This is a genomic window from Pseudomonas juntendi, assembly GCF_021560075.1.
In the GTDB taxonomy this organism is placed as follows: Bacteria; Pseudomonadota; Gammaproteobacteria; order Pseudomonadales; family Pseudomonadaceae; genus Aquipseudomonas; species Aquipseudomonas juntendi.
In genome coordinates this window covers 432,952-454,238 of record NZ_CP091088.1, presented here as the reverse complement: position 1 = coordinate 454,238, position 21,287 = coordinate 432,952, and the positions used below count along the sequence as shown (strand labels likewise).

At 64.0% G+C, this 21,287-nt stretch carries 19 protein-coding genes; 8 read left to right on the top strand and 11 right to left on the bottom strand.

The features are described from left to right. Positions 1 to 57 precede the first annotated feature (57 nt). The 8 genes from L1P09_RS01960 to L1P09_RS01925 all read right to left on the bottom strand — a co-directional run bounded on the left by L1P09_RS01960 (position 58) and on the right by L1P09_RS01925 (position 9,400). Positions 58 to 876: a phosphoglycolate phosphatase gene (locus L1P09_RS01960; protein ID WP_029885955.1), complete on the bottom strand. Its 819-nt coding sequence runs from the start codon at positions 874 to 876 to the stop codon at positions 58 to 60. Then, positions 873 to 1,547 carry a ribulose-phosphate 3-epimerase gene (gene rpe, locus L1P09_RS01955; RefSeq protein ID WP_009685252.1) on the bottom strand — a complete coding sequence of 225 codons (675 nt, stop codon included), beginning with the start codon at positions 1,545 to 1,547 and terminating at the stop codon, positions 873 to 875. The genes L1P09_RS01960 and rpe overlap by 4 nt, the downstream gene beginning before the upstream one ends. 241 nt (positions 1,548 to 1,788) lie before the next feature. Then, a complete protein-coding gene (locus L1P09_RS01950; protein WP_009685251.1) occupies positions 1,789 to 2,616 on the bottom strand; it encodes an ABC transporter permease in 828 nt (275 codons plus the stop codon). Between the two features lie 11 nt (positions 2,617 to 2,627). After that, positions 2,628 to 3,875: an ABC transporter permease gene (locus L1P09_RS01945; protein WP_029885952.1), complete on the bottom strand. Its 1,248-nt coding sequence runs from the start codon at positions 3,873 to 3,875 to the stop codon at positions 2,628 to 2,630. A 60-nt stretch (positions 3,876 to 3,935) separates the two neighbouring features. Then, the gene (locus L1P09_RS01940; RefSeq protein ID WP_029885951.1) at positions 3,936 to 4,970 is read right to left on the bottom strand and encodes an ABC transporter substrate-binding protein; all 1,035 of its coding nucleotides are present in this window, start codon (positions 4,968 to 4,970) and stop codon (positions 3,936 to 3,938) included. A gap of 40 nt (positions 4,971 to 5,010) precedes the next feature. Continuing rightward, positions 5,011 to 6,135 (bottom strand): ABC transporter ATP-binding protein, encoded by a 1,125-nt coding sequence (locus L1P09_RS01935; protein WP_054906233.1) that lies wholly within the window; start codon positions 6,133 to 6,135, stop codon positions 5,011 to 5,013. A 237-nt stretch (positions 6,136 to 6,372) separates the two neighbouring features. Then, entirely contained in the window at positions 6,373 to 7,002 is a 630-nt protein-coding gene (locus tag L1P09_RS01930; protein WP_009685247.1) for a response regulator, read from the bottom strand. A 10-nt stretch (positions 7,003 to 7,012) separates the two neighbouring features. Continuing rightward, a complete protein-coding gene (locus tag L1P09_RS01925) occupies positions 7,013 to 9,400 on the bottom strand; it encodes a PAS domain-containing sensor histidine kinase (protein WP_235768387.1) in 2,388 nt (795 codons plus the stop codon). Between the two features lie 93 nt (positions 9,401 to 9,493). Between L1P09_RS01925 and L1P09_RS01920 the strand changes: the two genes are divergently transcribed. Next, a complete protein-coding gene (locus tag L1P09_RS01920) occupies positions 9,494 to 10,492 on the top strand; it encodes an alpha/beta hydrolase family protein (RefSeq protein ID WP_054906234.1) in 999 nt (332 codons plus the stop codon). 427 nt (positions 10,493 to 10,919) lie between these two features. Here L1P09_RS01920 and L1P09_RS01915 read toward each other — a convergent pair whose 3' ends face one another. Genes L1P09_RS01915 through L1P09_RS01905 form a run of 3 tightly spaced genes read right to left on the bottom strand, consistent with a single transcriptional unit; the run spans position 10,920 to position 13,376 of the window. Next, a complete protein-coding gene (locus L1P09_RS01915; protein ID WP_009685244.1) occupies positions 10,920 to 11,687 on the bottom strand; it encodes a TerB family tellurite resistance protein in 768 nt (255 codons plus the stop codon). Between the two features lies 1 nt (position 11,688). Further along, a complete protein-coding gene (gene murU, locus L1P09_RS01910) occupies positions 11,689 to 12,360 on the bottom strand; it encodes an N-acetylmuramate alpha-1-phosphate uridylyltransferase MurU (RefSeq protein WP_054906105.1) in 672 nt (223 codons plus the stop codon). Further along, positions 12,357 to 13,376, bottom strand: a complete 1,020-nt coding sequence (locus L1P09_RS01905; RefSeq protein WP_235768385.1) for an aminoglycoside phosphotransferase family protein — start codon at positions 13,374 to 13,376, stop codon at positions 12,357 to 12,359. Before L1P09_RS01905 ends, murU begins: the two co-directional genes overlap by 4 nt. A gap of 130 nt (positions 13,377 to 13,506) precedes the next feature. On the opposite strand from L1P09_RS01905, the gene L1P09_RS01900 reads away from it, so the two are divergent. The 7 genes from L1P09_RS01900 to glpE all read left to right on the top strand — a co-directional run bounded on the left by L1P09_RS01900 (position 13,507) and on the right by glpE (position 21,198). Beyond that, entirely contained in the window at positions 13,507 to 16,314 is a 2,808-nt protein-coding gene (locus tag L1P09_RS01900) for an LPS-assembly protein LptD (RefSeq protein WP_047150036.1), read from the top strand. Next, positions 16,295 to 17,614 carry a peptidylprolyl isomerase SurA gene (gene surA / locus L1P09_RS01895; RefSeq protein WP_033690895.1) on the top strand — a complete coding sequence of 440 codons (1,320 nt, stop codon included), beginning with the start codon at positions 16,295 to 16,297 and terminating at the stop codon, positions 17,612 to 17,614. Before L1P09_RS01900 ends, surA begins: the two co-directional genes overlap by 20 nt. After that, positions 17,611 to 18,600, top strand: a complete 990-nt coding sequence (gene pdxA / locus L1P09_RS01890) for a 4-hydroxythreonine-4-phosphate dehydrogenase PdxA (RefSeq protein ID WP_235768383.1) — start codon at positions 17,611 to 17,613, stop codon at positions 18,598 to 18,600. The genes surA and pdxA overlap by 4 nt, the downstream gene beginning before the upstream one ends. Next, positions 18,597 to 19,400 (top strand): 16S rRNA (adenine(1518)-N(6)/adenine(1519)-N(6))-dimethyltransferase RsmA, encoded by an 804-nt coding sequence (gene rsmA, locus L1P09_RS01885; RefSeq protein WP_054906107.1) that lies wholly within the window; start codon positions 18,597 to 18,599, stop codon positions 19,398 to 19,400. Before pdxA ends, rsmA begins: the two co-directional genes overlap by 4 nt. 204 nt (positions 19,401 to 19,604) lie before the next feature. Next, the gene (gene apaG / locus L1P09_RS01880; RefSeq protein ID WP_029885942.1) at positions 19,605 to 19,985 is read left to right on the top strand and encodes a Co2+/Mg2+ efflux protein ApaG; all 381 of its coding nucleotides are present in this window, start codon (positions 19,605 to 19,607) and stop codon (positions 19,983 to 19,985) included. After that, the gene (locus L1P09_RS01875; RefSeq protein WP_009685235.1) at positions 19,985 to 20,851 is read left to right on the top strand and encodes a symmetrical bis(5'-nucleosyl)-tetraphosphatase; all 867 of its coding nucleotides are present in this window, start codon (positions 19,985 to 19,987) and stop codon (positions 20,849 to 20,851) included. The genes apaG and L1P09_RS01875 overlap by 1 nt, the downstream gene beginning before the upstream one ends. A 14-nt stretch (positions 20,852 to 20,865) precedes the next feature. Then, a complete protein-coding gene (gene glpE / locus L1P09_RS01870; protein ID WP_009685234.1) occupies positions 20,866 to 21,198 on the top strand; it encodes a thiosulfate sulfurtransferase GlpE in 333 nt (110 codons plus the stop codon). Positions 21,199 to 21,287 lie beyond the last annotated feature (89 nt).

The following is a 21,287-nucleotide window of genomic DNA, read 5'->3' as shown; positions in this document are numbered from 1 at the left end:
GGCAAGCAGCAATGGGTCAGGCAAACGGACGGGCCGGCACGTGCCGGCAGGCTGAAATCAGGCGCGCCAACGCCAACGGGCCAAGGCCTTGATGACTTTCATCCAGAATTTGCCAGTAACCGCCACGGTGGACTCTCTGTCTGCTGAGGCTTGAAGGTCCGCCAACGTTATCCCAGTGGCCGGGTCTGCGCAACCGGGCAGCAATGCACGCAAATCGTCGATCACCAGGCTTGGCGACTCGTCCTTGATGGGCCGGCCATGGTTGTAGCCGTAGGTCAGCCCCACGCACTGCACCCCGGCCGCCTTGGCCGCCTGCACGTCGCTGCGCGAGTCGCCGACAAACAGCGACTGTTGCGGGCTCACGCCCGCCATTTGCATGACGAACAGCAGCGCCGCCGGGTCGGGCTTTTTCTGTGGCAGGGTGTCACCGCCGATGATCCAGCGGAAATACCGGCCGATCTTCATCTGGTCCAGCAAGGGCGCGACGAAGCGCTCCGGTTTGTTGGTGATCAAGGCCATTTCCACGCCCTGCTTGTGCAGCCAGCGCAGGGTGTCCTTGACCCCGGGGTAAACCACGGTGAGCTCATGGCTTTCGGCGTAGGCCTCCATGAACAGCGCCAAGCCCTGTTCAGCCAGCGCATCGTCCACGGTTTCATGCTCGATGCCACCGGCCAGGGCGCGGCGCACAAGCACCTGGGCGCCATTGCCAACCCATTGGCGTACCGCCTCAAGGCCAGCAGGCGGGCGCCCCAGTTCGAGCAGCATGCGGTCCACGGCGGCGGCCAGGTCTGGCACGGAATCGATCAGGGTACCGTCCAGATCGAACATCACCAGCCTGGGGAGCGTCCCCGGAAACAGCTGCTCGAAGCCACTCATGGGCGAGCCTGGGCCAGTTCGGCGCGCATTTTGGCGATGACTTCCTGGTAGTCCGGGGCATTGAAGATCGCCGAGCCGGCCACGAACGTGTCGGCGCCAGCGGCAGCGATCTCGCGGATGTTGTTGACGTTGACGCCACCGTCGATTTCCAGGCGGATATCCCGGCCACTGGCGTCGATCAACGCACGCGCTTCACGCAGCTTGTCGAGTGTGCCAGGGATGAACTTCTGCCCGCCGAAACCCGGGTTGACGCTCATCAGCAGCACCATGTCGATCTTGTCCATGACGTACTTCAGGGCGTCCAGGCTGGTGGCCGGGTTGAACACCAGCCCGGCCTTGCAGCCGCCATCCTTGATCAGTTGCAGCGAACGGTCGATGTGCTGCGAAGCTTCCGGGTGGAAGGTGATGTAGGTGGCGCCGGCTTCGATGAAGTCGCCGATGATGCGATCGACCGGGCTGACCATCAGGTGCACATCGATCGGGGCGGTGACGCCATACTTGCGCAGGGCAGCGCACACCATCGGGCCGATGGTCAGGTTGGGAACGTAGTGGTTGTCCATGACATCGAAGTGGACGATGTCGGCACCCGCCGCCAGTACCTTGTCGACATCCTCGCCCAGGCGGGCGAAATCGGCAGAAAGAATGGAGGGGGCAATAGCGTAGGGCTGCATGGCGCACCTGTTGGCAGAATCACGGTGGCGCGCATTGTAACTCAGGGAAAGGGGTGAAGGCTGATTGGTATCAATGGGTGTCGACCAGTGACCAAACGCCTTGTAGTGCCTGTACGGGCCCTATCGCCGGCAAGCCGGCTCCCACATGGGATCTCCACAGGTTTCTGCATCGCATGACTCTTGTGCAGAACGCTGTGGGAGCCGGCTTGCCGGCGATAGGGCCCGTACAGCTACTGGAAAATCAGGCAGGCTGCTGGGTTCTCAGCTTCTCGCTACGCCCGCGCAGCCACTCCAGGGTCAGCAGCAAGATCACCGAAAACGCAATCAGCAACGTCGCCGCGGCAGCGATGGTCGGGCTCAGGTTCTCGCGAATACCGCTGAACATCTGCCGCGGCAGGGTCGCCTGTTCCGGGCCGGCGAGAAACAGGGTCACCACGACCTCATCGAACGACGTGGCAAAGGCGAACAGCGCCCCCGAAATCACCCCGGGGGCGATCAGCGGCAGGGTCACCCGGCGGAAGGTCAGCAGGGGCGAAGCGCCCAGGCTGGCTGCCGCGCGCACCAGGTTGTAGTTGAAGCCCTGCAAGGTTGCCGACACCGTGATGATGACGAACGGCACGCCCAGCACCGCATGCACCAGAATCAGCGAGGTGAAGCTGTTGCCCATGCCCAGCGGGGCAAAGAACAGGTAGCTGGCCACCCCAATGATCACCACCGGCACCACCATCGGCGAAATCACCAGTGCCATCACCAGCGACTTGCCGGGAAAGTCGCCGCGGGTCAGGCCGATGGCCGCCAACGTGCCGAACACCATGGCCAGCACCGTGGCCGCAGGGGCAACGATGATGCTGTTCTTCAGCGCCCGCATCCATTCGGCCGAGTTGAAGAAGTCCTGGTACCACTGCAGCGAGAAGCCCTGCAGCGGGTACACCAGGAAGCTGCCACTGTTGAACGACAAGGGCACGATCACCAGCACCGGCAAGATCAGGAACAGCAGGATCAGGCCGCAAAGAATGCGCAGGCTGTAGAACCACACCCGCTCCACGGGCGACATGTAAGGGCTCAGCATGACAAGGCTCCTCAGCTCAGGCGCAGGCGGCTGGCGCCGACCAGCCAGCTATAGATCAGGTACAGCAGCACGGTCGCCAGCAGCAACAGCCCGCCCAGTGCGGTGGCCATGCCCCAGTTGATGCTGGTGTTGGTATAGAAGGCCACGAAGTAGCTGACCATCTGGTCGTTCGGGCTACCCAGCAGTGCCGGGGTGATGTAGTAACCAATGGCCAGGATGAACACCAGCAGGCACCCGGCGCCGACACCGGCATAGGTCTGGGGGAAGTACACCCGCCAGAAACTGGCGAACGGGTGGCAACCCAGCGAAATCGCCGCGCGCATGTAGCTTGGCGAAATGCCTTTCATCACGCTGTACAGCGGCAGGATCATGAACGGCAGCAGAATGTGCACCATCGAGATGTACACGCCGGTGCGGTTGAACACCAGTTCCAGCGGCTGGTCGATGATGCCCATGGCCATCAGCGCACTGTTGATCAGCCCGCCCGACTGCAGCAGTACGATCCACGCTGCCACCCGCACCAGGATCGAGGTCCAGAACGGCAGCAACACCAGGATCATCAACAGGTTGCTCTGCCGGGTCGGCAGGTTGGCCAGCAGGTACGCCAGCGGGTAGGCCAGCACCAGGCAAATGGCGGTGATCACCACGCCCATCCACAGGGTGCGGGCAAAGATATCCAGGTAAATGGCCTGGTCCGGGGTCGCCTTGGCCAGTTCGCCAAGGTCATCGATACGGTGGTCCAGCGAAGCCAGCAGGTAGAACGGGGTCAGCGTGCTGGTGTTGCGGCGGATCGCCTGCCAGTAGGCCGGGTCGCCCCAACGTTCGTCCAGGGCCTGCAGGGCATCCTTGTAAGAGGCGGGCTCGGTCTTGAACGGCAATGCGCGCGCCGTCTTGGCCAGCAGGCTGCGGTAGCCGGCCAGTTCCATGTTCAGGCGTTTGGACAGGTCGCCCAGGGTCTGGTTCTTGCGTGACTCGGCCAGGTCCTGGCTCAGCGCCTTGTACACGTCCTCGCCAGGCAGGCTCTTGCCGTCCCACTGGCTGATGACGTCGACCGTGCGCGGCAGGCCACCGACCACCTCCGGGTTGCCGACGCTCTTGTACAGCAGCGCCGCGATCGGCACCAGGAACACCAGCAGAAGGAACAGCGCCAGCGGCGCGATCAGCGCTTGCGCCTTCCAGCGGTTGACCCGCTCGGCATGCTTGAGGCGCTGCTTCAGACTTTGACCTGCGCCTTCTTTGAGTGGCACTGCAATGGCCATGGCAAACTCCGCGATACGAACTGAAATTGGGGCCGCATAGCGGCCCCTTGCGCTGGTCGGTTACTTCTTCGCCGCCCAGGCGTTGAAGCGTTGCTCCAGCTGCTCGCTGTTGTCGGCCCAGAAGGCCACGTCGATCTGCACCTGGTTGGCAATGTTCTCAGGCGTGGTCGGCATGTCTTTCTTCACCTCGTCCGACAGCAGGCTCACTGCCTTGGAATTGGCCGGGCCGTAGGCGATGTTCTCGGAGTAGATCTTCTGCTGCTCAGGCTGCACGCTGAAAGCGATGAATTTCTTCGCCTGGTCGGCATCCTTGGCACCTTTCGGGATGGCCCAGGCATCGAAGTCATAGATGCCGCCATTCCACACCACCTTGAGGTTGCTTTCCTTCTGCACCGCCGCGATGCGGCCGTTATAGGCCGAGCTCATGACCACGTCACCCGAGGCCAGGTACTGAGGTGGCTGGGCACCCGCTTCCCACCACTGGATGCTTGGCTTGAGTTCGTCGAGCTTCTTGAAGGCGCGGTCCACGCCCTCTTTGGTACCCAGCACCTGGTAAACATCCTTGGGCGCCACGCCGTCGGCCATCAGGGCGAATTCCAGGGTGTACTTGGCGCCCTTGCGCAAGCCGCGCTTGCCAGGGAATTTCTTGGTGTCCCAGAAGTCGGCCCAGCTGGTCGGTGCGGTCTTGAGCTTGTCCGCGTTGTAGGCCAATACCGTGGACCAGACGAAGAAGCCCACGCCACAAGGCTGGATAGCGCCCGGCACGTAATCGGCTTCGTTGCCGAACAGGGCGGGGTCGAGCTCTTCGAACATGCCCTCGTCACAGCCGCGGGCCAGCTCTGGCGACTCTACCTCCACCAGGTTCCACGACACGCTCTTGGTATCGACCATGGCTTTGACCTTGGCCATTTCGCCGTTGTACTCGCCTGCGACGATCTTGCCATGCCCGGCCTTTTCCCACGGCTCGTAGAACGCCTTGACCTGGGCGGCCTTGTTGGCACCGCCGAACGAGACCACGGTGAGGTCTGCGGCCATGGCCTGGCCGGCGGTGAACAGCCCCAGGGCCAGGGCGGTCAGTTTCAACTGCTTGCGCATTCTTGTTCTCTCCACAGTACAGGGTTGGTGAAGCAATCCATCAATGGGCTTCGGCAATCGGATCGAGCGCGCGGGCGTGCTCCACCTCCCAGCCCAGCGGTACCACATCGCCCACGGCCAGGGCCGGGTCGAGCTCGGCAATGGGCTGTTTCACGAAGAAATCGCCCTTGCCGCAAACTTCCAGGCGCACCCGCACGTGGTCGCCCAGGTAGATGAATTCCGCCACCCGGCCCGAGAAGCGGTTCGCGCAGCTTTCACTGTGGCCGTTCAGGCGTACCCGCTCGGGGCGGATGGACAGGGTGACCGGTTCGCCGGCCTGGCCGACATTCACTGCCAGTGCCTCGATCCGCTCGCCGCGCGGCAGCTGCACCTGGCAGCGCTTGCCGTCGCTGGCCAGCAGCGTGCCGTTGAGGCGGTTGTTCTCGCCGATGAAATTGGCGACGAAGGTGTTGCAGGGTTCCTCGTACAGCGTGCGCGGGTCGGCGATCTGCTGGATCTCACCCTGGTGGAATACCGCCACCCGGTCAGACATGGTCAGCGCTTCGCCCTGATCGTGGGTCACGTACACCACGGTCACCCCCAGGCGCTGGTGAATGTGCTTGATCTCCATCTGCATGTGCTCACGCAGCTGTTTGTCCAGTGCCCCGAGCGGCTCGTCCATCAGCACCAACTGGGGCTCGAACACCAGCGCCCGGGCCAACGCCACGCGCTGTTGCTGGCCGCCAGAAAGCTGGCCGGGGTAGCGCTTGGCAAAGGCATCCAGTTGCACCATGTTCAGCACGCGCTTGACCCGTTCGCTGATATCGGTCTTGCTCAAATTGCGCACGGTCAGCGGGAAGGCCAGGTTTTCCGCAACCGTCATGTGCGGGAACAGCGCATAGTTCTGGAACACCATGCCGATATCACGCTTGTGCGGCGGAACATTGTTGATCGAGCGCCCGGCCAGGTGGATTTCCCCGGCGGTGGGGGTTTCGAACCCTGCCAGCATCATCAGGCTGGTGGTCTTGCCGGAGCCAGAAGGGCCAAGCAGGGTGAGGAATTCGCCCTTGCGGATATCCAGGTTAAGGTCTTTGACGATCAGCGACTCGCCGTCGTAGCTCTTCTGCACACCACGGAAGCTGACCAGCGTTTCGCTGGTTGCAGCGTTCGACTTCGCCTCGCTCATGCCTGCACCTTCTTGTTGGATGACTGCGTGGGCAAAGCGTAAAAGAGGCGCAAGCGCCGGAAAATCGGGGGTGCTGAGAGAATGCCATCATCCGGATGGAAGATTTGATGTAGGGATTGCCCTACAAGGATGGCGCGTTCAGAACAGCCTTGCCCCTGGGGGGCTGCCTTGTGTCGCGATGGTGCGCGCAGCGGCCCCAGAATTCCCGCTGCACCGCAGATACCGCCGGGGTCGCAATCAGACCAGCTTGTGCTCCATGGCGTACTTCACAAGCTCCGCCAGCGAGTTCACCTTCAGCTTCTGCATCAGCCGCGCCTTGTGTGTACTGATGGTCTTGCTCGACAGCGCCAGTTGCTGGGCAATGTCATTGACGTTGGCGCCCTGGGCCAGGCGCTCGAACACGGAAAACTCCCGCTCTGAGAGCAGGGTGTGCAACGGCCGCGACTCGGTCAGGCCCACTTCGAACACCATGCGGTCAGCCAACGCCGGGTCGATATAGCGTCCGCCAGCAGCCACCCGGCGAATCGCCGTCAGCAGTAGCGCCGGGTCGCTGTCCTTGGTGGCATAGCCCGCCGCACCGGCCTTCAGCGCCCGCGCGGCCATTTGCGCCTCGTCATGCATCGACAGCATCAGGATCGCCGGCGCGTCGAGCAGCGCGCGAATCCGCGGGATCGCCTCCAGCCCGCTCACGCCCGGCATCGAGATATCCAGCAGCACCACTTCGCACGGCGTATGCCGCAGGGTCTCGAGCAACTGCTCGCCATTCCCGGCCTCCCCCACCACCTGCATGTCCTTGGCCAGGCCAATCAACTGCTTGATGCCTTCACGGACAATGGTGTGGTCTTCGGCTACCAGCACTCGAATCACGTTTGCTCTCCTACTCCAACGGTATGGCCACGCTCAGGCTGGTGCCCTCGCCCGGCTGACTGTCCAGCACCATGCTGCCGCCCAACATCAGTACCCGCTCGCGTACGCCGACCAGGCCAAACGAGGTGGGCCGGGGCTGCTCACGGCAAAAGCCCTGGCCATCATCACTGACTGTCAGGCGTAACTGCCCGCCCTGATGAACCAGCTCGATTTCCACGCTGTGCGCCTGGGCATGGCGCATCACATTGGTCAACGCCTCCTGCAGAATGCGGAACAGCCCGGTGGCCTTGGCGTCACTCAATGCTGGCAGATTATCCGGTACCTGCACCAGGCAGGGGATTTGCGTACGGGCTTCGAAGCGCCTGGCCTGCCACTCGATGGCCGAGGCGATGCCCGCGTCGAGGATCGGCGGGCGCAGGGCAGTGGCCACATCACGCACCAACTGGAACAACTGGGCGATCAAGCGCTTCATGCTGGCCAGGCGCTCGTTGAGCCCCGGGTCGAGCTCGGCAAACGCCAGCTCGCACATCGACACTTCCAGCTTGAGCACGGTCAGCATCTGCCCCAGCTCATCATGCACTTCGCGGGCGATGCGGGCCTTCTCTTCCTCGCGCACGCTTTCCAGGTGGGCCGACAGCTCGCGCAGCTGCTCCTGTGACTTGGCCAGCGCCAGTTCGGCGCGCTTGCCCTGGGTGATATCCCACACCACGCCGTCCCATACCACCTGACCGTTGCCCAGGTGTCGGGTACTGGCCTTGATGTCGGCCCAGCGCTGTTCACCCTGGCGGGTGAGAATACGCCCCTGCCAGGACCAGTCCTGGTCGCTGGCCAGGGCCAGGTCCTGGACCCGGTGGTAATCGGCGCGGTCATCGGGGTGTACCAGGTTGCGCAGGCCCATTTGCGGGTGCTGGATCTCGCTGGGCGCATAACCGACCAGGGCCTCGCTGCCTTCACTGATATAGGGGAACTCCAGCTCGCCCTCGGCCGGGTCCCGCTCCAGGCGGAACACCAGCCCTGGCACGTTGCCGGCAATGCCCTTCAGCCGCGCCTCGCTTTCGCGTAAAGCCGCCAAGGCCCGGTGCCGTTCGGTAACGTCGGCCAGGTACACCACCAGGTACTCCGAGTCGCGAAAGCGCAAGAAGCTCAACGACAGCTCGACCGGCAGCAAGCTGTGGTCCGCGCGCTTGCACTGCGCCTCGAACTGGCCTACACCGCCAGCCCCGGCGCGGGCGCCTTTCCACAGCTCCAGCCAGCGGTCCATGCTCAGGCTCGGCTCGAAGTCGCTCAGCGGCCGCTCCAGAAGCTCGCCTTCGGCATAACCGAGCATGCGTTCAGCGGCGTGGTTGGCGTACCGGACATGGCTGTCCCAGTTGACCCACAGAATACCCACCGTACTCTGGTCAATCGCGAACTGGCTCAGGCGCAGGGCCTCTTCACGCACCTGGCGCTCCACCAGGCTTTCCCGCGCAGCCAGCAGGCTGCGCTCCAGCTGGCGCTGTTGCCGGCGTTGCCACACCAGGGTAGCCAGGGCGCACAGCAGCAGCAGGCCGAACAGCAACGCCAGGTTCTGCCAGAAACCGGGCGACTCGCTCAGGCGCGGGTACTTGGGCTGCAACCAGCGCTGGTGCAGTTGCTCCAGCTCCTTGGCAGGCAGGGCCTGCAAGCCTTGTTCGAGCACATCGGCCAACACCGGCCAGTCACGCCGCGAGCCAAACCGCAGCAACTGCGGCAGGCCAATATCGCCCACCACGGCCAGCTCACCGAACTCGCTCTCGCGTGACAGGCGGCTGAGTTGCGCCTCGTCCAGCACGGCGAAGCTGGCCTGGCCGCCCACCACCAGCTGCAAGGCCTCGCGCTCGCTGGGCACCCCCTGCAGGTTCAGGTTGCTGTAGTTACCGCGCAAGTACTCTGCCAGTTGGCTGGGCATGCGCACGGCCACGCGCTGCTCGCGGTCGAGCTTTTCCAGCTCCACCGCCATGGCCCCGGTGCGTGGCCCTACCACCAATTGCGGCACGCGCATGTACGGGTCGCTGAACAACCACAGGCGCAGGCTGGCCGGGGTTTGGGTAAGGCCGGGGGCGAAGTCGATTTCGCCGTTCTGCAGGGCATGCTCCAGGCTGGCCTGGTCACTGAAATGGCGCCAGGTCAGGTCCAGGCGCAGCACGTGTGCCAGGTTGCTGACCAATTCGACGTTGGCACCGTACAACTGCTGCAGGCGCCGGTCGAACTGAGCATAGGGTGCTTGCAGCACCAGGCCCACACGCAGGCTGCGGTGCGCGTCCAACCACTGCTGCTGGGCCGGCTCGAGCGCAACAGTGGCCGGCGCCTCGGGCCGGGCAAAGGCAATCAAGGGCAGCCACAAGCAGCCGATAACCAACAGGCGACGCACTCGCTTCATCTATACGCTCGTCTTGGCAAGGCGGCCATGCAGCATGGCCGTCACGGGCAAATACTATTAGGCTGCCGGTATCATTCTGGCCTTGGGTGACGCATGTCCACACTTTATCGCACGACGCTGGCAATGTGCTGCCTGGCTTCGCTCCTGCCACTCGGCGCCTTGGCCGCCGATGCCGAAACACCGCCGGCGGCCAATGCGGCACCGGCAGCCGAAACACCACGCCCGCCGCTGCTCGAGCGCAGCCAAGAGGATGCCCTGGCACTCGAGCGGCTGGTACCCAAGGCCGAGCAACAGACGCTACAGGCAGGTGCCGACAGTTTCCTGGCGTTGTGGAAGCCGGCCAACGACAGTGATCCGCAAGGTGCCGTGATCATCGTGCCGGGTGCCGGCGAAAACGCCGACTGGCCAAATGCCGTTGGCCCGCTGCGGCAAAAATTCCCTGATGTCGGCTGGCACAGCCTGAGCATCAGCCTGCCTGACCTGCTCGCCGACAGCCCGCAAGCCCGGGTAGAAGCCAAGCCCAAGGCCGCAATGGACCAAGCCCAGGGTGAGCGTGCACCGGTCAAGGATGTGCCAGCCGACGCCAATGCCAATGTCGCCCAGGCCACCGCCGCCGATGCCGACACCGCAGAAAGCACCGATGCCGAACTGGCCAGCGAACAGAGCGACCCGGCCGATGCCGAGCGGATTTTCGCCCGCCTGGACGCTGCCGTGGCGTTTGCCCAGCAGCGCAATGCCCGCAGCATCGTGCTGATCGGCCATGGCAGTGGTGCGTACTGGGCAGCCCGCTACCTGAGCGAAAAACAGCCACCGCAGGTGCACAAGCTGGTCATGGTGGCGGCGCAGACGCCGGCGCGCGTGGAGCATGACCTGGAAAGCCTGGCGCCGACGTTGAAGGTGCCCACCGCCGACATCTACTACGCCACCCGCAGTGCTGACCGCAGCGCCGCCGCGCTGCGCTTGCAGGCCAGCAAGCGGCAGAAAGACAGCCAGTACCGGCAGTTGTCGCTGATCGCCATGCCAGGCAACCAGGCCGCCGAGCAAGAGCAGTTGTTCCGCCGCGTGCGAGGCTGGATGAACCCGCAAGGGTAAGATTGCCCCCACAGGTAGGCCACAATATTCAGGCGTTGTGTATTACCTGTGGGAGACTCTATGGTTTCTGGCAATGGCATCAGGGTTGCCGGGTGCTTGCCGCAGCATCTTCAGCGCCTGTCAGATTGAGCGCCGCCCGCGCGGCGCATCGCGAGCTGCGCTCGCTCCTACGTTTGTTTCGGGCCAATTATGCCTGGGGGATTTGCGCGCGAACGCCTTGGCGCATGCCTCAATATCGCGTCGTATGAATCAGGCGGTCGCGCGCGCCCCTCACAGGCCTCACTGGCCCGAAACAAACGTAGGAGCGAGCGCAGCTCGCGATGCGCCGCGCGGGCGGCGCTCGATGTCTCAGGCGCTGCATATCTTCTGACAAACACCTGCCAGCCCTGCTGCGATCCCTGGGGCTGGCTTGCCGGCGATGAGCCCCTCAAAGGCCCCGCCGCTTGCGGATCATGGCATAGGCCTGGTGCAACTCCCGCGTGCGCTCGGTCGCTTCACGCACCTGTGCCTCGCTGGCGCCGGTGCCTGCCAGCTTGTCCGGGTGGTGCCGGCTGACCAGCCGGCGATACGCCTGCTTGACCTTGTCAGCTTCGGTGTCCGCCTCTACCGCCAGCAAGCGCAACGCCGCCGCATAGGTCATGGCCAACCCTTCCGGCCGGGCAGCCCTGCGCGGCTCGTATTCCACCGACATGGCCTGCACCTGGCGCCGGCTCAGGCCCAGCTTCTGCCCCCAGTCCAGCAGCAGCTCACGCTCCTTGTTGCCCATCTTGCCGTCGGCCCAGACCATGCGCCAACAGGCGCGCAAGGTGCCTTCGGCCGCATGCGGCTGTTCGCGAATCCGCCGCAAGTGGCCGCCTAGCCGGTCCTTGCCGGCCTTGCCACGGTTGAACGCCTTGATGGCGCGCAAGCGGGCCGGCTCCGCCAGGTCCAGCCGCGACATTTCCTGACGCGCCTGCTGGATATGCTGCTCGGCCACCCGGCCATCGCTCTTGGCCAGGCGCCCCAGCATCACGAACAGCAACTCATCGTCAGCCAGCGCCGGGCGCCCGCTGAGGCGGTCGCGCATGTCATCCCAGCCCTGCAGGCGCAAGCGGCGGTCGAGGGCCTGGCCGAGCAGCAGCCCCAACAGCGCCCCGGGGATATTGGCCACGGCAAAGCCCGCGCCAGCGCCAATCAGTGTGCCTGGCCACCACATGTCAGGCGCGCTCGCCGATCAGCCGCTCGGCCTCGGCCAGCCGCTCGAGCGTGCCGACGTCCACCCAATGCCCGCGGTAGTGCTCGCCCGTGACCCGGCCAGCCGCCATGGCCTGGCGCAACAACGGCGCCAATTTGAAGGCACCAGCCTGGCAACCCGCGAACAGCGCCGGGTGCAAGACCGAGATACCACTGAACGTCAGCGTACCCGGCGCGTCGTCGCCATCGACCACCTGCCCGTCCGCCAGGCGGAAGTCGCCACGGCCATGGTGGCCAGGGTTATCAACCAGCACCAGGTGCGCCAGGCCTTGCAGGGGGGCCTGCAGGCGGGTGAAGTCGTAGTCGGTCCAGACATCGCCGTTCACCAGCAGGAAGGGATCGTCGCCCAGCAAAGGCAGCGCCTTGAAGATGCCGCCGCCAGTTTCCAGCGGCTCACCCTCCGGCGAGTAGCAAATGCGCAGGCCGAAGCGGCCGCCATCGCCCAGGTGCTCTTCGATCTGCTGGCCGAGCCAGGCATGGTTGATCACCACTTCGCGGACACCCGCAGCCGCCAGCGCACGCAGGTGGTACTCGATCAGCGGCTGGCCGGCGACCGGAACCAACGGTTTGGGGGTATGCAGCGTCAGCGGGCGCATGCGTTCACCCTTCCCCGCCGCCAGGATCATTGCCTTCATGCACGCGCTCCGGCTTGCAGCTCGGCAATCAGCTCACCCAGCTCCGCCAATTCGGGCCGGCGACCGATCACTTCTTCTATATAGGCGAAGAAACGCGGCACGTCCCCTAGGTAGCGCGGCTTACCGTCGCGGTGGCAGATACGGGCAAAAATGCCGATCACCTTCAAATGGCGCTGCACGCCCATCAGGTCGCTGGCACGCTGGAACGCCTCGAACTCAGCATGAACCGGGATTCCGGCCGCCACTGCCCGCTCCCAATAGGCACGCAACCAGCCTTCGACGCGCGCCTGTGGCCAGCTGAGGAAGGCATCCTTGAACAGGCAGGTAATGTCGTAGGTGACCGGGCCGTACACCGCATCCTGGAAGTCCAGCACGCCAGGGTTCGGGGTGCTCTGCATCAGGTTGCGCGGCATGTAGTCGCGGTGCACCAGCACTTTCGGCTGGGCCAGGGCGCTGTCGATGAACAGTTGGCTGACGCGCTGCCAGGCAGCTTTCTGGCTATCGTTGAGGGCCAGGCCAAGCTCGCGCCCTACGTACCATTCGGGGAACAGTTCAACCTCGCGGCGCAGCAGGGCGTCGTCGTAGCTGGGCAACTGGGCGTCCATTGGCAGGCGCTGGAACTTCAGCAACGCCTCGATGGCGTCGGCGAACAGGCTGTCGGCATTGTCTTCATCAATGATGTCCAGGTATGTCTGGTGACCCAGGTCACCCAGCAGCAGGAACCCACGCTCCAGGTCCTGGGCGTGGATCTGCGGCACATTCACACCGGCGCTGGCCAGCAGGTGGTCGATGGCGACGAACGGTCGGCAGTTCTCCTGCGGCGGGGGCGCGTCCATGACCACGAAGCTGTGCCCAGCCCCCTGCCAGCGGAAGTAGCGGCGGAAGCTGGCATCGCTGCTGGCCGCGGTCAGGCGGCCTTCGGGCACCTCGCCCCAAGCCTTGCTGCGGAAAAGTTCATCGAGCTGCTCGGCGAGCCAGACCGTCAGCTGTTGCAGGCGTACATCGTGTTCAGGCATTACAAGGGTCTCCGACGGCCCTAGCCGTCAAGCGGGTCATGCTTTATTATCCAGCATCTTTTTCAGACCATCGAGAGGCGTGCGGCCCCACACGCGGGCAGATGGCACGCAGGAAGCCCGGACTAATAAGATGGCATTGAAATCCCCCGCGTTTCGTAGAAAGTTTCCGTTGCTGGTCACCGGCGGTCTGCTGGCCCTGCAACCTCTGGCCACATCGTACGTGGTGGCAGCCGAGCAGTTTGACTGCCAAGTGTCCGCCGCCGGCGGCTGGGACTGCAAGCCCAAGACCCCAGCCAGCAACCTGCCGCCACGCCCGGTGCACGAAGGTGCCGCCGTCAGCGGCGGCACCGAAGCCGCGAGCGAAGGCGAAACTGCGGACCGGCCGATGCTGGTCACCGAGGCCAAAGGCCGCGGCCTGAAGTCGCGCAGCGAAGACTACAGCCACCTCGACTGGGTGCCGCGTGAAAAGCTCACTGCCGCACAGCTGGCCGAAACCGGCCCGTACTGCGGTGGCGCCTACATCGAGCCGACTCGCCCAGGCATGGCCGACACCACGCCCAAGGACGAGTCGCCGACCTACATCAATGCCAAGGTGTCCAAGTACCAGCAGGAGCAGCAGATCGCTACCCTCGCCGGTGACGTGGTCATGCGCCAGGGCAGCATGCAGGCCGAAGCGGACGAGGCCAACCTGTACCAGGCCGAAAACCGTGGCGAGCTCAAAGGCAACGTCAAGATCCGTGACAACGGCTCGCTGGTAGTCGGTGACCAGGCACAGATTCAGCTCGACACGGGCGAAGCCCAGGTCGACAACGCCGAATACGTGATGCACAAGTCGCATATCCGCGGCAGCGCCCTGTACGCCAAGCGTGGCGAAAACGCCATCATCCGCCTCAAGGACGGTACGTACACCACCTGCGAACCGGGCAGCAACGCCTGGCAGCTGAAGGGCAACAACATCACCCTGAACCCGGCCACCGGCTTCGGCACCGCGACCAACGTCACCCTGCGGGTCAAGGATTTCCCGGTGTTCTACACACCGTACATCTACTTCCCGATCGACGATCGTCGCCAGTCCGGCTTCCTGCCACCTTCGTTCAGCAGCAGCAGCGACACCGGCTTCATGCTGGTCACGCCGTACTACTTCAACCTGGCGCCGAACTACGACGCCACGTTGTACCCGCGCTACATGACCAAGCGCGGCTTGCTGATGGAAGGCGAATTCCGCTACCTGACCAAGTCCAGCGAAGGCCAGTTCGGCGGCGCGTACCTGAACGACAAGAACGACGACCGCAAAGACCAGACGGACTACAAAGACCAGCGCTGGATGGTCAACTGGCAGCACAAGGGTGGCCTGGACGAACGCCTGATGACCGAGGTGGACTACACCGACATCAGCGACCCGTTCTACTTCCAGGACCTGGAGTCCGACCAGATCGGCGTAGAAAGCCGCGACGTGCTGAACCAGCAGGGCGCGCTGACCTACCGTGGCGACAGCTACACCGCGCGCCTGAACGTGCATGCCTACGAAATGGCGACCATTTCGCAGATCACGCCGTATGACCGCCTGCCGCAGCTGACCCTCAACGGTACCCTGCCATTCCAGCCAGGCGGCCTGAACCTGGGTTACGAGACCGAAGCGGTACGCTTCGAGCGTGACTTGAAGAACGACACCGTGTTCGACAAGGATGGCAACCTCGACCTCACAGCCGGGCCAGACGGTCGTCGCCTGGATCAGAACATTCAAGGCATCGAGCGAGCCAACGGCACGCGCCTGAATGTGGCGCCGTCCATCAGCTACCCGATGACGGCCAGCTACGGGTTCCTGACGCCCAAGCTGAAATATGCCTACACCCAGTACGACCTGGACCTCGACAGCAAAGGCAAGGCCGATGCAATCGCCCTGGAAGCTCGAAATCCAACCGCCTACGGCAGCTACGACAGCTCCGTAAGCCGCGATGTACCGATCTTCAGCGTCGACAGCGGCCTGTACTTTGACCGCAATACCTCGCTGTTTGGCAACAACTACCGTCAAACCCTCGAACCGCGCATGTTCTACCTGTACGTCCCGTACAAGGACCAGAAGGACATCCCGCTGTTCGATACTGGCGAAACCCTGTTCAGCTACGATTCGCTGTTCCGCGACAACCGCTTCAGCGGCACCGACCGCATCGGCGACGAGAACAAGCTGTCGCTGGGTGTCACCACCCGCTGGATCGAAGACAACGGCTTCGAGCGCCAGAACTTCAGCATCGGCCAGGCCTACTACTTCAAAGACCGCAAGGTACAGTTGCCGGGTATCGACTACCGCACCCGCAAAGACTCGCAGTCCGACGTGTCGCCATACGCCCTGGTGTACAACTACTACTTCAACCGCGACTGGCGCTTCAATTCGGACTTCAACTGGGACCCGGACAGCCACAGCACCCGCTCGGGCAGCGCGATGTTCCACTACCAGCCTGAAGACAACCCGAACAAGATCGTCAACCTCGGCTACCGCTACCGTAACGACACCATCGCCTACGACTCGACAACGGGTACCTGGAAGGTGGGCGGCGGTGACTATGGCACCCCAGGCGATCCGAACTACATCAAGGATTACTACAAGATCCAGCAGCACGATTTCTCGGTCATCTGGCCGATCGTGCCACAGTGGAGCGTGATTGCCCGCTGGCAGCATGACTACAACCGCAACCGCACCCTGGAAGCCATGGGTGGTTTCGAATACGACAACTGCTGCTGGAAGCTGCGTCTGGTCAACCGGTACTGGATCGACTACGACGATTTCAGCCAGGCCCTTCCGCAGAACGAAAAAGGCGACCACGGTGTCTTCCTTCAGATCGTCCTGAAAGGCCTCGGTGGTGTAGTTGGCAACAAGGTCGAATCTTTCCTCGACCAAGGCATTCAAGGTTACCGTGAACGTGAAGACCAAGCTTATTGATCGACTGCGCCCAGTGCTGCTGGGCGTTGCTTTGCTGAGTGGCGCGGTGCATGCCGCGGTACAGCCGCTTGATCGCGTGGTGGCCATCGTCGACAACGACGTGGTCATGCAAAGCCAGCTGGACCAGCGCGTGCATGAGGTTCAGCAAACCATCGCCAAGCGCGGCGGCAGCGTGCCGCCCGCCGGCGCCCTGGAACAGCAGGTACTGGAACGCCTGATCGTCGAAAACCTGCAACTGCAGATTGGCGAACGCTCCGGCATTCGCATCACCGACGAAGAACTGAACCAGGCCATCGGCACCATTGCCCAGCGCAACGGCATGTCGCTGGACCAGTTCCGCGCAGCGTTGGCCCATGACGGCCTGTCGTTCGACGACGCCCGCGACCAGGTCAAGCGCGAGATGATCATCAGCCGCGTGCGCCAACGCCGCGTGGCCGAGCGCATCCAGGTGTCGGAGCAGGAAGTGAAGAACTTCCTCAACTCCGACATGGGCAAGATGCAGATGTCGGAAGAGTACCGCCTGGCCAACATCCTGATCCCCACCCCGGAGGCGGCCAACTCGGCAGACATCCAGAAGGCTGCACGCCAGGTGGGCGAGGTGTACCAGCAGCTCAAGCAAGGCGCGGACTTCGGCCAACTGGCCATCGCCCGCTCCGCCAGCGAAAACGCCCTGGAAGGCGGCGAGATGGGTTGGCGTAAAGCGGCCCAGCTGCCACCAGACTTCGCCAAGATGCTCAGCAGCATGCCCGTGGGTGAAATCACCCAGCCGATCCGCATCCCCAACGGCTTCATCATCCTCAAGCTGGAAGAGAAGCGTGGTGGCAGCGAGAACGTGCTGCGCGACGAAGTGCACGTGCGCCACATCCTGATCAAGCCAAGCGAGATCCGCAGCGACGCGGCCACCGAGCAACTGGCCGAGCGCCTGTACGAACGCATCAAGAACGGCGAAGACTTCGCCGAACTGGCGAAAAGCTACTCGGAAGACCCGGGCTCAGCGCTCAACGGCGGTGACCTCAACTGGGTCGACCCGAACAGCCTGGTGCCGGAGTTCCGCGAGCAGATGGCCAACGCCCAGCAAGGCGTCGTGACCAAGCCGTTCAAAACCCAGTATGGCTGGCACGTGCTGGAAGTACTGGGCCGTCGGGCCACCGACAGCACCGAGCAGGCGCGTGAGCAACAGGCCCTGAACGTGCTGCGTAACCGCAAATACGACGAAGAGCTGCAAACCTGGCTGCGCCAGATCCGCGACGAAGCCTACGTTGAAATCAAGCTGCCTGGCGCCGACCAGGCCGCCCAGTGAAGCCCCTGCGCTTCGCCGTCACCCCCGGCGAGCCGGCCGGCATAGGTCCTGACCTGTGCCTGCTGCTCGCCGCAGACGCCCAGCCCCACCCCCTGATTGCCATCACCAGCCGTGACCTGCTCGCCGAGCGGGCCACCCAGCTGGGGCTGGCTGTCGACCTGTTGCCGGTTGCCCCGGGCCAATGGCCCGAGCAGCCAGCCCCAGCGGGCAGCCTGTATGTTTGGGATACCCCGCTGGCGGCCCCGGTAACAGCGGGCCAGCTCGACACGGCCAACGCCGCGTTCGTGCTGCAAACCCTGACCCGTGCTGGCCAGGGCTGCCTGGACGGGCAATTCGCCGGGATGATCACCGCCCCCGTGCACAAGGGTGTGATCAACGAGAGCGGCATCGCCTTTTCCGGGCACACCGAATTCCTCGCCGAACTGACCCAAACCGCACAAGTGGTGATGATGCTGGCGACCCGCGGCCTGCGCGTGGCCCTGGTTACCACCCACCTGCCGCTGCGGGACATCGCCGACGCCATCACTGCCGAGCGCGTCGAGCGGGTTACCCGCATCCTGCATGCAGACATGCGCGACAAGTTCGGCATCACCGCCCCACGCATCCTGGTGTGCGGCCTCAACCCGCATGCCGGTGAAGGCGGCCACCTGGGCCGCGAAGAAATCGACATCATCGAGCCGACCCTGGCCCGCCTGCGCGCCGAAGGCATGGACCTGCGCGGGCCGCTGCCGGCCGATACCCTGTTTACCCCCAAATATCTGGAGCACTGCGACGCGGTGCTGGCGATGTACCACGACCAAGGCCTGCCCGTACTCAAGTACAAGGGTTTTGGTGCGGCCGTGAACGTGACCTTGGGCCTGCCGATCATCCGTACCTCGGTTGACCACGGCACCGCTCTGGACCTGGCCGGCAGCGGCAAGGTCGACACCGGCAGCCTGCGCGTCGCGCTGGAAACCGCCTACCAGATGGCCGAGAACCGACCATGAACGAGCAATACCAACACCGGGCGCGCAAGCGCTTCGGCCAGAACTTCCTGCACGACGCCGGCATCATCGACCGTATCCTGCGCGCTATCCACGCCAAGCCTGGCGAACACCTGCTGGAAATCGGCCCGGGCCAGGGCGCCCTGACCGAGGGCCTGCTGGGCAGCGGCGCGCAACTGGACGTGGTCGAGCTGGACAAGGACCTGGTGCCGATCCTGCAGCACAAGTTCGCCGACCGCAGCAATTTCCGCCTGCACCAGGGCGACGCCCTGAAGTTCGACTTCAACCAGCTGGGCGTCCCGCCGCGCAGCCTCAAGGTGGTGGGTAACCTGCCCTATAACATCTCCACGCCGCTGATCTTCCACCTGCTCAGCCATGCCGGGCTGATCCGCGACATGCACTTCATGCTGCAGAAGGAAGTGGTCGAGCGCATGGCCGCCGGCCCTGGCGGTGGTGATTGGGGGCGGTTGTCGATCATGGTGCAGTACCACTGCCGCGTGGAACACCTGTTCAACGTTGGCCCTGGGGCGTTCAACCCGCCACCGAAAGTGGATTCGGCCATCGTGCGGCTGGTGCCGCACGAAGTGCTGCCTCACCCGGCCAAAGATGCACAACTGCTGGAGCGGGTGGTGCGTGACGCGTTCAACCAGCGCCGCAAAACACTGCGCAACACCATGAAGGGCCTGCTCGACAGCGCGGCCATCGAAGCTGCCGGCGTGGATGGCAGCCTGCGCCCGGAGCAGCTGGACCTGGCCGCCTTCGTGCGCCTGGCCGATCAGTTGGCCGATCAGCCCAAAGCCTGATTCAACCTGATCCGGCCTCTTCGCGGGCATGCCCGCTCCCACAGGTAAATCACCCCTCAAATGCGGTGGAATCCTGTGGGAGCGGGCGTGCCCGCGAAGAGGCCAGCCCAGGCAACACAAAACCCCCAGCCCTTCCACCGCTGGCCCTCCCCCCCGCCAATGGCCTAGACTGCATTATTGCGTCAGTTCGCCCAAGGCCCTTGCATGTCCGACCCCCGCTATCAAATCGACGTCAGCGTCGTGACCCGCTACCTCAAAGAGCAATCCGACCCGGAAAACAGTCGTTTCGCTTTCGCCTACACCATCACTGTGCAGAACAACGGCTCGCTGAAAGCCAAACTGCTGTCGCGCCACTGGCTGATCACCAACGGTGACGGCAAGGTCGAAGAAGTGCGCGGCGCCGGGGTGGTCGGCCAGCAGCCCAATATCGAGCCGGGCCAGAGCCACACCTACAGCAGTGGGGCTGTCATCAGCACCCGCGTAGGCACCATGCAGGGCAGCTACCAGATGTTTGCCGAAGACGGTAAACGTTTTGATGCCGAGATCGCCCCGTTTCGCCTGGCGGTGCCCGGGGCCCTGCACTGATGGCCACTTACGCCGTCGGCGACCTGCAGGGCTGCCTGCAGCCACTCAAATGCCTGCTCGAACGCGTACGCTTCGATCCCGCCGTGGACCGCCTGTGGCTGGTGGGCGACTTGGTCAACCGCGGCCCCGAGTCACTGCAAACGCTGCGCTTTCTGTACTCCATGCGCCAGTCCCTGGTCTGCGTGCTGGGCAACCACGACCTGCACCTGCTGGCCGCCTGGCACAACGTCGAGCGCCTGAAGAAAAGCGACACCTTGCGCGAGATCATCGAAGCGCCAGATGCGGATCAGTTGTTCGACTGGCTGCGCCAGCAAAAGCTGCTGCACTACGATGAGGCGCGGGGCGTTGCCATGGTTCATGCCGGCATCCCGCCGCAGTGGACGCTCGGGCAAGCCCTGAAGCTGGCTGACGAGGTGGAACAGGTGCTGCGCGATGACACTCGCCTGAAGTTGTACTTGGATGGCATGTACGGCAACGAGCCGAACAAGTGGAGCAAGAACCTCACCGGTATCGAGCGCCTGCGGGTCATCACCAACTACTTCACGCGCATGCGCTTCTGCACCGCAGAAGGCAAACTCGACCTCAAAAGCAAGGAAGGCCTGGGCACCGCGCCCAAAGGCTACAAACCCTGGTTTGCCCACAAGGACCGCCGCTCGCGGCACGTGAAGATCATCTTCGGCCACTGGGCCGCCCTTGAAGGGCGCGTCGACCAGCCTGACGTCATCGCCCTGGACACCGGCTGCGTGTGGGGCGGCGCCATGACCCTGTACAACCTCGACAGCGGCCAATACCACCGCTGCGACTGCGCCGCCGACGGCACCCTGCGCCAGCCGGCACAACCCACTACACTCAATGACCACACCTGAAGGAAGTAGTACCCATGAGCGAATTCAAGCGCATCCCTCCCGAACAGGCCTTGGAGCTTCGCAAGCAAGAAGGTGCGGTCGTGGTCGATATCCGTGACTCGCAAGCCTTTGCTGCCGGCCACATTACCGGCGCCCGGCATCTGGATAACCATTCGGTTGCCGAGTTCATCCGCAATGCCGACCTCGACGCCCCCACCCTGGTGGTCTGCTACCACGGCAACTCCAGCCAGAGCGCTGCCGCCTACCTGGTAGGCCAGGGCTTCTCGGACGTGTACAGCGTCGACGGTGGGTTTGAACTGTGGCGCACCACCTACCCGGCCGAGACAGCCCAAGGCGCTGCCGAATAAATATTTTCATTTTTACTGCAGCCCGCGCCCTGCGCGGGCTTGCGGCTTACCTGACGAACGGTCGTTCGTAACTTCTGCACTCCTCGCCC